This window comes from Paenibacillus peoriae KCTC 3763 (assembly GCF_000236805.1).
Taxonomy (GTDB): domain Bacteria; phylum Bacillota; class Bacilli; order Paenibacillales; family Paenibacillaceae; genus Paenibacillus; species Paenibacillus peoriae.
The window spans coordinates 82,348-96,037 of sequence record NZ_AGFX01000018.1; the positions used below are offsets into that span (position 1 = coordinate 82,348).

The window sequence follows — 13,690 nt, forward strand, 5'->3', positions numbered from 1 at the left end:
GTCTAAGCTGGCGGGGAGCATTTCGGGGTTCGTTTTCTCATTAAAGGAGAATATTAAAGGAAGACGGGAAAAGGGGCTGGTTATGCCAGCCCCTCTTTCATTTCTCTTTCTCCAACTCTGCCTTTAATCTTGCATTCTCTTCCAACAGCTTTTGAGCGTCCGGGACATCCTTGCCGGAAACCCAGCCATACAAATCGTCCTTTGCTGCATACTCCGGCAATTGATCACGAAGTACCATTTTAATGTGCCGTACATCTTCAACATAATAGATCGGGATTTGTTCCATGACCGATTGCTTAAACTCTTGAAACTCCTGATAGTATTCAATTGCTGCGAAGTCGTATGGCTTTTGTCTTAATGCTTCATCTGTGACAACAAAGGCAAATCTAGGTTTGCCTGCTTCTCCGGCATACTCATACTCCCAATGCGTATAGCTCTTGGATTCATTAGGAAGCGTCAAACCATAAAATCCTCCGAGAATCAGGAGATATACATCGGACTCGTCAATCCATCTCTTCCTAATTTTCATTGGACTTTCCTTGAAAAATTGCTCGATTCCAGCAGGGATATGACCAGCTTGAAGTATGGCTTCAACAGCGGTGTGTCTTTCCTCAATAAGATCGTTGAAAGTAGACGATATGTAAATTTGTAATTTTTTTCTCATAGGCCACCCAAATTAAAGTATTAGTATAAATAGAATCTACCACTCGCTCGCTTTATTTGTCAAAATGGATTGGTGCCCTTCAACCCCGGCTGGGCTTGGTTGTTGGATACGACTAAGCATGATTTGATGGTTACGGTTGGCAGCAGAGTCTTGAAGGGCTCAAATGGATCTGTTATCAGCTAAAGAAGTTAGCTTTGGCATACAAACTTTTTTGCGTTTCTTACTTTTAGCACTTTAGCATTTCTTGTTAGAAGGTGTTTATCGCTTACGATCCAAGTATGATCTTTAGAGTTCCTCCTGCGAATCGCAAGGAAGTTGGGTTTACTTCCTGAATAAATCTTATAGCCCTTTGCCAGGCTATCAGAACAGAACTTTACGCATTCCCCTCGATTTTTATCGGGAAAACCAACTCGTTTTAGCACATGTCGTTTTACGAGAAGGGTGGCTCCTTGAACCAGGAAACATATTGATTAGCCTTGGCAGGGTAACGAAGCAGGAGGAGTTTTTTTTCATTCAAATACATGTAGTGGGCTCGCTTCCCTACAATATCAGTGTTGGTCTTTAACAGGGTTCGCACACTATCAGTTAAATAGCCCGGAGTATAATAATCATCATCATCAAATTTAGCAATTAGTTTGTATTTAGATAATGAAGCTCTATAATTCAGACAATGGCCAAGCGATACACGTGCCGGTAAGCTATATATCCTTACGTTCTTATATTGTTTTGCGGCTCTTATATATTCGTTCACCTTCAGCTTATTATTATTTAATATGACGATAAGCTCTTTATTCCTATAATTCTGTCTGGTGTAGTTATTATTATATTTCTGACATGAAAAAGCCCCCCTCACAACTATCCAAAAATCTGAATCTGGAGAGGCTTTTTAAAGGTCCCTTAAATATTACGGATTTTAGGTAAGAATTAGAATATCACTCATTTTAAGTGGCGTTGAACTCCTTACAGGGGATAATGAATTTCGAGTTAACATCTCGAAAAATACACTTACAAGAGTGAAAGTGATTACATACCAGTTTAAAGTTAGTCTGTACAGAGCCATGGTTCGTGGGGTTATCCTTGGGAGGACTTGAGCGGCGGCGAGCCCATAAGCGATTTTCGGGGTGCGCATGCCCCATTCGCACAGGCAGGCAGCCCGCCCCTGGCGTAAACTGAATTATAATCAGTGAGCGAGGTGAACTTCCATGGCACAATCGAAAGAGATGCGCGCACGGGCTAAGAAGCTTCAGGGCCGTCCGGTCTGCGTCACCCTGCACAGCGGAGAGACTTACGTCGGCTACATCACCGATGTTAATTTCGGCGGGGTGGTACTTGCCAGCGCTGCTGAAGCCCCCGCACGCGCTTCTTCCGGGAAGCAAGGCTCCCGATCTCCCAAACGCAGAGCCGGTTCGCATGCCCGGGGCGTCCGTCCCGGCAACCGGAGAAGCGGCGCACGCAAACCGTCCGTCCGTTCGCGCTCCCGCAAGCCGGACGTCAAGGTGTCGGCATTCCTGCCGATGATGGGCTCGCTGCTCGGTGGCCTGGGCGGCCTGGGTGGCGCCGCTGGGGGCATAGGAGGGCTCGGCGGCATGCTCGGTGGCGGCCTGCGGCTGTTCGGCATGATCCAGAAATTTGTCCCGGTGGTGAGGATGGGCTACGGCATGATCAAGTCCATTCGCCCGTTCTTCGGCGCCGTTAAAGGTTTGATGCCCCCGGCCGAACCGGATAACGAATAATCGTATACCTGCGGACTTTACGCCCTCTTTGAGTGGTCAAAGGGGGCTAGCCCACACCATCACTTTCTAACAAGGAATAAAAATGATCACGGTCTTCGTTATCAAATTTGCCAAGTGTCCGTACCCTGACATATTCATGACTGCCATACATATTTATTTCCTCACCGTACATATTGTAGAGCGCGATCATATTGCCATCCTGATTCAACTCCATGTACCCGTAACATTTTGCTTCAGGCGCTTCACCGTAAAAGAGCGTAAATCTGATTTTGATCACTCTGTGCATGCAGATCCTCCTTTTCTGTCTTTCGTATTAGCTTTGAATATATACAGTATCCTCCATAAAATGTCAACAGATAAAGTTTCTACGTGATAACGGCGGAGAAGTTACCTCGCTTCGCATCCGCCAGCAGTTTCAACATACCGTATCACAAGTGATGGTACACACGATTAGAAAAGAAATAGTACTTGATAGTAGGTGTAGCAGCAGCTCTCATATAGAATAATCTGGAAAGAGTCACTGAACGTGGAAGGAATTGGTAGTTAATTTATGAATATCGTTCTTTTTTCCGATAATCTATTCAGATAGTTGTTTGGGATAGGAACTCAAAGCTCACCGAGCATTTTGTGATTCAAATAATACCTTGCATATCGGAGCGGAGGAAATTTAAAGTGGATAACAAGAAACAAGAATGGCAAAATTCTTATAAAAACGGGGAAAATCACGTTTTTTATCCCCAAGAAGAAATGATACGTTTTTTTGCGAAATATATTACAAAACGAGTTGGACTCCAAGATTACAAGACCATCCACACTCATCAAGCACAACCAAGATTCCTAGATGTAGGTTGTGGTATAGGCAGACATATTATTTTCAGCAAGCAGATGGGTTTGGATTCCTATGGGATTGACTTGTCGGATCAAGCGATAATGAAAGCTCGCGAATGGGCTTCAAGCGCTGGCATTGATCATATAGAGAGTAGAATTGTAGCAGGCAGTATTACCGAGATGCCTTGGAACGATGGTTTTTTTCAATTTGCGGGCAGTAACGGTGTATTCGATAGCATGAACTTCGAAATTGCTAAAGAGGGTATACGAGAGACTGCAAGGGTGTTAGAAAAAGAGGGGTTATTTTATTGTGATTTAATCTCTGGAGATGATTCGAACCATTCAAGGGAATTCACTGGCGAAGAAATTTCCGGTACAGGGCACGAACAAGGAACTGTGCAAATGTATTACAATTACTCAAAAATTCTGGACCTGATCGGCAGCGACTTTGCTATTGAAGAGATTGTGACGATCCGTAAAGAAAATATATTAACGGGCCTTTTCCATTCCAGGTATCATTTGGTACTAAGAAAGCGGATGAATTCAGGAGGCTGAACACATAAAAAGCGATAAAGTGAATCGCTATTAAGCTTTATTTTTATCCGTACCCTCAAAAGAGGTGCAAAGAATCCGCTTCTGATGGACAACAAAGTTGATCCTCGTAAACTTGAGGACCGCAGCCGAAGTGAGAGTTCTTTGTCCTAAATTCATTTTTGGATTTTCCCACCTCAATTCGAGTGATGAATAACAGAACAAAGTAGCCTCCAACCCCACAATTCAGTGGTCTTGAGGACTACTTTGTTTTAATTTTGGGAACAAGCTTTCGGATACACATATGGTTATCTGTGCGGTAGTAGTTCAAAGAATGAGCGGGCAATACATAGGAGAGTTATCTGGAAACTTCAATTTATTCGGTTAGGACCAATCTGCAAAAGAAGCAAGCATATTTGGAGAAACTGGATAAGGGCTATTTTGAAGGGGATCATTAGTGCAGTCACTTATGAGGAACTAGTTGGAAAAATTCGCATGCATGGGCTCGCTGCTCGGTGGCCTCGGCGGTGCCGCTGGGGGCGCGGGAATGCTCGGCGGCGGCCTGCGGCTGTTCGGCATGATCCAGAAATTGTAGAGCGCGATCTTATTGCCATCCTGATTCAACTCCATGTATCTGTAACATTTTGCCTCAGTTATTTCACCATGAAAAAGCTCCCCTCACAGGCAGCAGGTTTTATGATTTAACCTGTCTACTGTAAGGGGAGCTATCATATTCTCGGAAACCTATTAGATATGCAATGCGCCAAGCAGCTTGTAGATCATTGCGGTCGTTTCCGCTCGGGTGGCCTTGGCATCCGGCTGGAAGGTGCTGTCTTCGTATCCGTTCAGGATGCCTGCGGAAACCGCAGTGTTCACTGACGATTGCGCCCATGCTGGAATACTGGATGTATCTCGGAACGGATTCACCGTACCTTGAGAGCTGCCAGCATTTGAGTTCAGTGCTTTGGAAATCATGACGGCCATCTCTGCCCTGGTGATGACCTGATTGGCTTTAAAGACCGTTTTTCCTTGCTCTTTGTAGCCGGTAATCAGTCCGGCTTGGGCCGCTGCTGCTACTTGTGCCTTGGCCCAGGAAGGAATTTTATCGTCGTCAGCAAAGGTGGTTTCTTCATCGGACGGACGCAGCCCCATTGCGTTCACTAGAATTTTGGCAAATTGAGCCCGTGTAATTTGATCATTGGGACGGAACGTCTGGTTCTCAAATCCCTCGATTACATTCATGCCGATCAAACGGTCAGTATACGATTGCGCCCAGTGCCCATCCAGATCGCTGAGTGCCAATGGTTTATAATCGTATACGGCAAATTTAGCCAAGCGATTAAAGCTGGCGGTGACCGTTCCGTCTTCGTTTTGAGTCCCGCCAACATAGATCCATTTTTGCTGTGACTCGTTATAATAATAGACCGCTGGCTTGCTGTCTTGGGCAACCTTATCCGCTTGATAATGGACGGTGAGATTCACAGGCTTGTTCAAGTTATTACCGGATGTGCTGTTCAATTCAAGCACCTGGCTTAACAATTGAAGATTTCCCGCTGACGGGGCTTTATCCTCCGGCAGAATGACAGCGCGAACCTGACCGTCCGAGTTTACGGCCCCAGCCGGAATGTCTATGCTGAACACACCGTTGAGGGCCCCTTTTGATCCCTGCTGTGCCTTTACATCCATTTGCATGGTTGAAGGCTGTTCGTTTGTAGGCTTACTGCCTGTGTTCGTCTCTCCACTACCACTGCCGCTACCGCTACCGCTACCAGTCTGGCCGGAGGAGCTGTTGCTTGAACCGCTATTCGAGCTGCCCCCAGATTGACTATCATTGTCATTTGAATCGTTTTTCTTTCTAGTCTCTACAGTTACGGTGCGTACGACTTCCTGTGCTGCGTTCCCCGCCAGATCGTTCACGTTGTAACGCAGAGTGTATGTCCCTGGTGTTGTGGTATCTACCGTACCGCTCACCAGAACGTCTCCCGAAACCCCGAAATTATCGGTAGCATTGGCTCCTTGCTCGCTATATGAGGACCCTTGTTTCAGAGTCACGTGATTGGTCCCTTTTAGCGTAATTAGCGGAGGCGTATGGTCGATATTTACCGGCAGGGAAAGCACGGCTTGTCTATCCAAATTATCCGTTGCTCTGAATTCAAGCGTATGCTTGCCTTCTTGGGAAACTTCAATAGGCTGGTTAGCTGCATAAGGTTGATACTCGCCTTTGTCCATGGATAACTCCAGCTTGACGGACGTCACAGGTTCGGCATATACACTTGAATACACACTGGCGGTAACACTTTGATTAGTCCACTGCCCGCTCGTATAGCCTTGTCCATCGGCTGTTTTCATGGAGCCGAAAAGTTCTACGGATGTTATGTCGTCAAGACCTTTGACGGTTACATCAAATAGTTTAGTTACACTTACGTCTCCGCGCGTAATGGTAGCTTTCAACGTAAGCGGCTGGTTCTCCCGCGGATAACGAACAAGCAGATGTCCATCATGGCTCAGAAGGTCCGGATTGGAGCTTTCCCATTGAATCGTCGTTCCATGCTCGCCTTCTTGCGGCAGTGTAATATCATTGGTGACCTGGCTTGTATCACCCAGGCTCAAAGTGGCTGCTGTATGATCAACGGCCTGTTGGTCACTGTAAGGCTCAACGCTCACAAAAATCGGATTGGAATAGAACCACATATCGGAATAGTTACGCTTGTTAATTTCCGAGAAACGGGTTTCGTTATCAGTGGTCGTATTCTTCGGATCAATCAAAGGTTCTCCGTTACTGGTTTCTCCAGGTACGTTGATTCCCAGGTTGGTGCCTCTCAGTCGGAAATATTGATTTTTGCTCGCAGCATCCAATTTATAAGTGATGACATGGTAACCATCAGCGTCTGTCGTCCAGTCATTGCTGGTAAATCGACGAAGCACCCTGGTTGAATCATTGGTATTCTTGGTATATTCAGCAGTTCCAGGCGCTGCCGGTCCGGTAACATCCCCTGCAATCAGATCCACATGGTCAACCTGAACGGGTTCCCCGTTATTGTTTCTTTCAGGGCTCTTGAACCGGATTGTAAGCTGAAGATTATCTCCTTGTGTGACCTGAAGATTGCCCCCCGTCTCTTCCTTTTTTCCACCGCTGGTGATATTAAAATCAAGTGCGTTAATTAAATCGCCATAGACGGAAAATGATTTTCCTGACCGCATACCGTCGACAACGGCTTTCATGGTGTTGCCGTTCACCCATGTGTAATTTTTAGAGTATTCGCCGGGCCAGTAACCACTGGAGTATTTCCGGTCTTTGCTGATATTAAAATGGAAATCAGAATTGGAGAAAGTCCAGAATTTACGCCCTTCTCCAAGCAGCGCATCCCAAACGCCGCCAACTTTTGCAAGCGTGATATCTGCCCCGCCATACACATCGACGGTTTCCCCTCTGTCTGGTGACATCTGGTTACCGGGCATGCCTTCAAACCCAAAAGCAATATTAGGGGCAAGATTATTAAAATCACGGAAATCCGATACTTTAATCTCCGAGCTGCTCCCTTTTTTTCTCGAAGGATGATTGATGAAAACATAGCTGTCAGGGTAGTGATCTCTGAGCCATTGTATGGCGGTCCGGGTATCTTCTTTTGTCGAGTAAGCTCTGTTGCCTTGCAGCTTCCACTCGGCTACATTGGCCGGATCGAACGAGCTTTCGCTTCGATTGGTGAACATATATTCGAACTGGTTAATCACCTTTAGTTCCTCTTCTGATCCCGGGTGATCCGTGAGGATGCCTACCCCTGCATGATCATATTGAGGCATGTCCCACTCAAAGCCGGAAAAGATGATTTTATCCTTGTATTTGCCTGAGTTTTGCAGCTCTTTTATTTTAGGCACCTGGTAAAGTGCCAGTCCCTTGGAAAACGGAATTGCACCTCCAGGCAGCGTGACTCCGTTATCGTCTCGGCTTGACATCCGCAGATGATCGGAAAGGGCCAACCAATCGAGGTTGTTTTGCTCAAATGCATGGTCCAACACGCTCGTAAGGGATTCCTGTGCATCATCGGACTGATAGGTGTGTGTATGATACTCACCTGTCATCCATTTTCCGTTACTAGTTTCAGTCTGAGCTTGAGCTTCAGGAGCAGCGTATCCTTTAGATATAGGGAGCCCTGTAACGAGCATGCCACACACTAGGGAGAGAGAAAATAATCGAAAAAGCCGTTTTCTGGGTTTCATTTTTAAATAAGCCTCCAACTCTTGTGTTTTCTCATGATGTTCATACGTTTGTTCGTTTAAAATCCAAATGTGAAGCAACTACCTGTTTCGGTTGATCGTTTGAGGCTGATATTTTCGGCATATTTCCCGTTCTTCCTTCCTTGTTCATTTAAAATGGATGAATGCATCCCAGAACAAAAATACTTTTTCCGCGGCTGCGTAGCTCACTTTATCATTTTTATGTTTTCGAGATGTCATAGTAATGTTAATTTTGTCCTTTGGATTTATAAAATTATTCCAATTTAATGTTAAATCAAGGCTGTCGAGAATAGTATAGGGGTTCCTGTTATGGATAGGTCGGTAAGGGAAAAATGATCTAATATTGCTACTTTTAACTTTTTTCTATTGTGAGTGTATGTACATCGATGTATAGTGAAGATACCGAGCATGAAAGCGTTCCATTTTTGTACAGCAAGATGGGCAATATTTGTAATGGTTCATCGCTTTTCGCGACTTCTTTCATATTCGGACAATCTTTTATGGAGGTGTAAGATGAAGAAGAAGTCTTGGTTCACCCTAGTGACAACTGGTATTGTCTCTCTATTTTTTTCGGTAAGCGTTTATGCGGGGAATGTTTTTTGGGAGCCACTTAATGGTTTCAATTCTGATGCATGGCAAAAGGCGGATGGATATTCCAATGGAAACATGTTTAATTGCACTTGGCGCGCCAACAATGTCAATTTTACTGACGATGGCAAAATGAAGCTTGGTCTAACGAGCTCTGCGAACAATCAATTTGACAGCGGAGAGTATCGATCGACTAACACTTACCAATACGGCTTATACGAGGTCAGCATGAAGCCTGCTAAAAATACAGGAATCGTATCTTCCTTTTTCACGTATACCGGACCTGCTCATGGCACGCAATGGGATGAAATAGATATTGAATTTTTAGGAAAAGACACGACAAAAGCACAATTCAACTATTTTACAAACGGGGTTGGTGGTCATGAGAAGATTATCGATCTGGGCTTTGATGCATCAACAGGCTTTCACACCTATGCATTCGATTGGCAGCCAGGATACATTAAGTGGTATGTTGACGGGGTTCTAAAGCATACGGCAACTACGGATATACCGAGCACGCCAGGCAAGATTATGATGAATTTATGGAATGGCACTGGCGTTGACGATTGGTTAGGACCGTATAACGGAGCTAGCCCGCTATACGCGGAATACGATTGGGTGAAATATACAAGCAATTAGCCCACAATACAAAAGCAGCCCTATATGTGAACTGCACCCCATTTGTTAGACACAATGAACAATGGAGGTGCAGTTTTTTTGCCTAAATTCAGTTTAGAACAGAAATTGGTTTGTTGAAAGAGGAGGGGGCTGGAGGATTGAGTTTTTATAATAATAGAGTAGTTCAGATATTAAGTGTAATACTATATCCTATTACGGCATTTGTGATATTAAGTAATGGTCGCGCGATAGGTTCGTGGGCTATTCCAGCAGTCATTGCGATTTTATTTTGTTTCTTATGGAAAAATCTTAGTCATTTAATGATCTCTAATGTTCTACTCTGGGTTGTAGCAATACCTATGTGGTGGCTGCTAATTGAGCGTTCTAGTGAAGATCAGGGGGCTGAAATTTTTATTTCTTCCTTGCCATTTATTATATTGTCATATATATTCATCGTTTTGTTACCTGAAGTTTTGATTGTATCACTTAGGAATTTAATTTTAGGTAAGTTTATTCAACGCAATGATGAGTAAATAAAAGTCTAACGAGCCGTTCAGATAGAAGAAACCCTGCTTCCCTACAAAGGTGAAAGCAGGACATTTTTTTTACATTTACATTCTACCTACAAATTTCTCGCTATATGCGGCTTGCTGTAATGGCTCGTTCCGCCGCCGCCAACCAATACTCGTCCGCCTTTGTTGAAGATGAGCAGCTTGCTCGAACCGTTAGCCAACAAGACGGTCACTTTCGCGCGGTTGGCTGTTGCAATATAGATCACGTAGCCACTTCTTGACACAACGGTTCGCCAATTCCGGTCGAATTCCGATCTGACAACACGGTTGGAATAGACTTGATTCTCGACATTACGGGCTGCTGTTTTTTTGGGCATGAAGAATGTCACCTCCTGTCAGTATCATCGTATTCATGCCCTGCAGATTGGAATGGACAATGATCAAGGCTTGGCAGGCCTATTTTGTTTACATAGGCTCTCCAACTGACCATAATAACGAATGTACGAGTTGAAAGGAGAGAATGATGAAAAGCATATTGTTTAAGTATATGACGAAATTTACATCACTTAACGATGAGGAACAGCAGGCTATCGCTGAAAAAATCCTTATTGAGGAATATAAAAAGGGAACCGTGCTCCTTAGACAAGGGGACGTCCCCACAAAATGTTATTTCGTGTTAAAAGGGTGCGTGAGGCAGTACTCGATAGATAAAGCGGGAAAAGAAGTCTCATCCAATTTCTACACAGAAGAGCAAGCGGTCTCGATTTTCAATCGTCATCAACAAAATAAGCCATCTGCGTACACCTTAACTTGTCTGGAAGACTGTACATTGGTTGTTGGTGATCTTGTTGTCAAAAAGGACATGTTGGACGAATACTCACAGTTGGAATCCATGATACGCAAGATGGTAGAAGAAAACCTGGGCGAGGTACAAGATGAATTGGCTTCATTTATCGCTTCTGCACCTGAAGAACGCTACAAAGCGCTATTACGAAAAAGACCTCATTTAGTCAATCGTGTACCTCAGCATCAATTGGCAAGCTATCTTGGCATTACTCCAGAGTCATTAAGCAGAATCAAAAAGCGGATCAATTGCCAATGATTTTTAGAAAAGTTGTCATGCGCTTTTGGGGAGTTTTCCTCCTCTAAGCAGCAGCCATATTCCAAAGCCCAGTTCCCCTGCAATCATGGGTATAGCAAAAACAAGATTAAGTATTGCAATCAGCCCATCATATTGTGAAAGAAACGTTTTGCTCAGGTGAATGACAATATAGCCTATTGAAGCAAGCAACAATAAAATGCCGATAACTTTAGGAATGCGGTCTGATTTAAAAGCCACATATCCTACAATCAACAAATGCCCTCCAAAAATGATCAAACCAACAGACCAAATAGATTCAAATGCTTCAAGAAACAGCATCATGAGTGATTGAATTTGTTCAATTGTAAATGAGGATGAATCGTTTGGATCTCTCAAGAGCAGCAGCACAAATATCAGGTTCAATATGGCAATTCCTAATACAGCCGAATAGGTAAGACGGAGCCATGCGCCGAGCAATGAAAGGTTTTTATTCATTGGCTTCAGGAAGATATAGAGAGCCCATGCGACTATAATGTCACTGATCAGGATGATGACCCACCCCAAAATCTCGGCTTTGAAAAGGCCATTTGATGACAGGATGTTGTTAAATGTGGTGCTGGCATCGCCCTTCACTACAAGGCTTCCATGGACAAAACCATAGGAAAAAAATGCAGCAAGTGCCATGATGATAAGTAATGCACCAGCAGTTAAAGCGGATTTTCGCTCATTTGATAATATTCTTACTGAGGTAGCCATAAAGTAGCCTCCTAGGTCACATTGTTGTTTTTCATTTTAATGGGGAGAGTATGACTGGTCATTGACTTAAGTCAAGGAAACTTAGGGGGGTTAACTGTTTTTTATGAATCACCCGATAATCTCGCCCGCATAATATGGATATGAGTAAGACATAATTCCATCTCCAGTAAGATGAAATTTTAGCCAATTGGCGCTAATCCACTCATCATTACGAAGGCTCCATTTTCGGTTAAAATGCTTCTAACACCTAAATTCTTATTTTTCTGAAGAGAATTCTCACTTTTTAGCAAAAGTAGTTTATAATTATCAGAGGATAGACGATATAATTTTTAAATGCTTATATTTAAGTTATAATGGAGACAGAAAAGAAAAGATATGTTCCTGAGTGGAGCCTTGCTTCTTGTATCACCTAAGCAGGAGGGCCTGCTCTTTTTTGCAAATTTAAAAAGATAAAGGAAGGTTTTTATGAGCGGAATGCAGAAAAAAACAGACGTTATCTTAATTGGTGCCGGAGTTATGAGCGCGACTCTGGGATCATTGCTGAAAGAGTTAGCACCGGAATGGGAAATTAAAGTGTTTGAGAAACTCGCAAACGCAGGAGAAGAAAGCACTAACGAATGGAATAATGCGGGTACAGGCCATGCTGCACTGTGTGAGCTGAACTATACATCCGAAAAAGCTGACGGATCTATAGATATTCGTAAAGCTGTAAACATTAATGAACAGTTTCAGCTCTCAAGACAGTTTTGGTCTTTTCTTGTAAGCAGCAATTTGATTCGTAATCCGCAGGACTTTATCAAGCCAATACCTCATATGAGTTTGGTAACAGGTGAAAAAAATGTATCTTTTTTGAAGAAAAGGTTTAAAGCGCTTTCAGATGTTCCTCTGTTTCAAGGAATGGAATTTTCCGATGATCCTGAAAAACTGAAGGAATGGATTCCGCTGATTATGGAAGGCCGTACATTGAATGAACCGATTGCGGCGACCAAAGTCGACTCCGGAACAGATGTTAATTTTGGTGCTTTAACACGCATGTTGTTTGATCATTTAAAAAGTAAAAATGTCGAGCTTTATTACAAGCATAAAATTAAAGATATTAAACGTACGAGCGATGGCTCGTGGGAAGTCAAAGTGCAAAATCTGGATAACGGCAAAATCGAATATCATACTGCCAAATTCGTCTTTATCGGCGGCGGGGGTGGAAGTCTGCCTTTACTACAAAGAACTGGTATTCCTGAGTCCAAACATATTGGAGGATTTCCGGTAAGTGGACTTTTTATGGTATGTAACGATCCTAAAATTGTCGCGCAGCATCATGCCAAAGTATACGGTAAAGCCAAGATTGGCGCGCCTCCCATGTCTGTTCCACATCTGGATACGAGATACATTGGCAATCAAAAAGCACTGTTGTTTGGACCGTTTGCCGGTTTCTCACCAAAGTTTTTGAAAACGGGTTCAAATTTGGATCTGATCTGTTCTGTAAAACCCAATAACCTCGGTACGATGTTGGCGGCAGGCGCAAAAGAGATGGCATTGACCAAATATCTGGTCCAGCAAGTGATGTTATCGAATGAAAAGCGCATGGAAGAATTACGCGAATTTATTCCGAACGCCAAAATCGAGGACTGGGAAATTGTAGTAGCAGGTCAACGTGTGCAGGTGATCAAAGATACGGAAGCTGGTAAAGGAACACTTCAATTTGGTACGGAAGTGGTTAGTGCCGCTGATGGCTCGGTAGCTGCATTGCTCGGCGCTTCTCCAGGTGCTTCTACGGCTGTTAACGTGATGCTGAAAGTATTAGAAAAATGCTTCCCACAACATATGAAAGCGTGGGAACCGAAAATAAAAGAAATGATTCCTTCTTATGGCGTGTCACTAGCGGAAAATCCGGAACTTTTCCAAGAAATTCACGATTCCACAACGCAGACGCTTGGTCTGGGCCAAAAAGAACCGCTCCATCGTTAATTTTGGATATACAAACAGAGCCATCCCTGGCTTGTCTTTCAATCCTCCCATATTCGAGACTGAACCAAATTTGCTTAGAAGAAGCAGTATTTTCAATTACAATATGTATGAAATCGTATAAGCAACAACGCCAAGCGGTGGGGAAGTCTTCCCACCGCTAAAATGCTTGCTTAAGAAT

The 13,690-nt window shown here is 43.7% G+C and carries 12 protein-coding genes; 6 read left to right on the top strand and 6 right to left on the bottom strand.

What is annotated here, in order from left to right; all coding sequences use genetic code 11:
* Nucleotides 1-97 precede the first annotated feature (97 nt).
* Nucleotides 98-664 (bottom strand): DUF4062 domain-containing protein, encoded by a 567-nt coding sequence (locus tag KQI_RS0111310; protein WP_010346859.1) that lies wholly within the window; start codon nucleotides 662-664, stop codon nucleotides 98-100.
* A gap of 430 nt (nucleotides 665-1,094) precedes the next feature.
* Nucleotides 1,095-1,517, bottom strand: a complete 423-nt coding sequence (locus KQI_RS29210) for a glycosyltransferase family 2 protein (protein ID WP_338390671.1) — start codon at nucleotides 1,515-1,517, stop codon at nucleotides 1,095-1,097.
* Between the two features lie 349 nt (nucleotides 1,518-1,866).
* On the opposite strand from KQI_RS29210, the gene KQI_RS0111320 reads away from it, so the two are divergent.
* The gene (locus KQI_RS0111320) at nucleotides 1,867-2,397 is read left to right on the top strand and encodes a hypothetical protein (protein ID WP_010346860.1); all 531 of its coding nucleotides are present in this window, start codon (nucleotides 1,867-1,869) and stop codon (nucleotides 2,395-2,397) included.
* 46 nt (nucleotides 2,398-2,443) lie between these two features.
* Here KQI_RS0111320 and KQI_RS0111325 read toward each other — a convergent pair whose 3' ends face one another.
* Nucleotides 2,444-2,683 carry a hypothetical protein gene (locus KQI_RS0111325; RefSeq protein ID WP_010346861.1) on the bottom strand — a complete coding sequence of 80 codons (240 nt, stop codon included), beginning with the start codon at nucleotides 2,681-2,683 and terminating at the stop codon, nucleotides 2,444-2,446.
* A gap of 386 nt (nucleotides 2,684-3,069) precedes the next feature.
* Between KQI_RS0111325 and KQI_RS0111330 the strand changes: the two genes are divergently transcribed.
* Complete coding sequence (locus tag KQI_RS0111330; RefSeq protein ID WP_010346862.1) at nucleotides 3,070-3,780, top strand: class I SAM-dependent methyltransferase; 711 nt, start codon at nucleotides 3,070-3,072, stop codon at nucleotides 3,778-3,780.
* 723 nt (nucleotides 3,781-4,503) lie between these two features.
* Here KQI_RS0111330 and KQI_RS0111340 read toward each other — a convergent pair.
* A complete protein-coding gene (locus tag KQI_RS0111340; RefSeq protein ID WP_010346863.1) occupies nucleotides 4,504-7,974 on the bottom strand; it encodes an S-layer homology domain-containing protein in 3,471 nt (1,156 codons plus the stop codon).
* Nucleotides 7,975-8,505: 531 nt separating this feature from the next.
* Here KQI_RS0111340 and bglS point away from each other — a divergent pair.
* Complete coding sequence (gene bglS / locus KQI_RS0111345) at nucleotides 8,506-9,219, top strand: beta-glucanase (protein ID WP_010346864.1); 714 nt, start codon at nucleotides 8,506-8,508, stop codon at nucleotides 9,217-9,219.
* 137 nt (nucleotides 9,220-9,356) lie between these two features.
* On the top strand, nucleotides 9,357-9,731 hold the full coding sequence (locus KQI_RS0111350) for a hypothetical protein (protein ID WP_010346865.1): 375 nt from the start codon (nucleotides 9,357-9,359) through the stop codon (nucleotides 9,729-9,731).
* Nucleotides 9,732-9,820: 89 nt separating this feature from the next.
* Here KQI_RS0111350 and KQI_RS0111355 read toward each other — a convergent pair whose 3' ends face one another.
* A complete protein-coding gene (locus tag KQI_RS0111355) occupies nucleotides 9,821-10,087 on the bottom strand; it encodes a hypothetical protein (protein ID WP_010346866.1) in 267 nt (88 codons plus the stop codon).
* Between the two features lie 146 nt (nucleotides 10,088-10,233).
* Between KQI_RS0111355 and KQI_RS0111360 the strand changes: the two genes are divergently transcribed.
* Nucleotides 10,234-10,812: a Crp/Fnr family transcriptional regulator gene (locus KQI_RS0111360; protein ID WP_010346867.1), complete on the top strand. Its 579-nt coding sequence runs from the start codon at nucleotides 10,234-10,236 to the stop codon at nucleotides 10,810-10,812.
* Between the two features lie 15 nt (nucleotides 10,813-10,827).
* On the opposite strand, the gene KQI_RS0111365 is transcribed toward KQI_RS0111360, so the two are convergent.
* Nucleotides 10,828-11,547, bottom strand: a complete 720-nt coding sequence (locus KQI_RS0111365; RefSeq protein ID WP_010346868.1) for a DUF4386 domain-containing protein — start codon at nucleotides 11,545-11,547, stop codon at nucleotides 10,828-10,830.
* A 465-nt stretch (nucleotides 11,548-12,012) separates the two neighbouring features.
* Here KQI_RS0111365 and KQI_RS0111370 point away from each other — a divergent pair, with 465 nt between their 5' ends.
* Entirely contained in the window at nucleotides 12,013-13,512 is a 1,500-nt protein-coding gene (locus KQI_RS0111370) for a malate:quinone oxidoreductase (protein WP_010346869.1), read from the top strand.
* Nucleotides 13,513-13,690 lie beyond the last annotated feature (178 nt).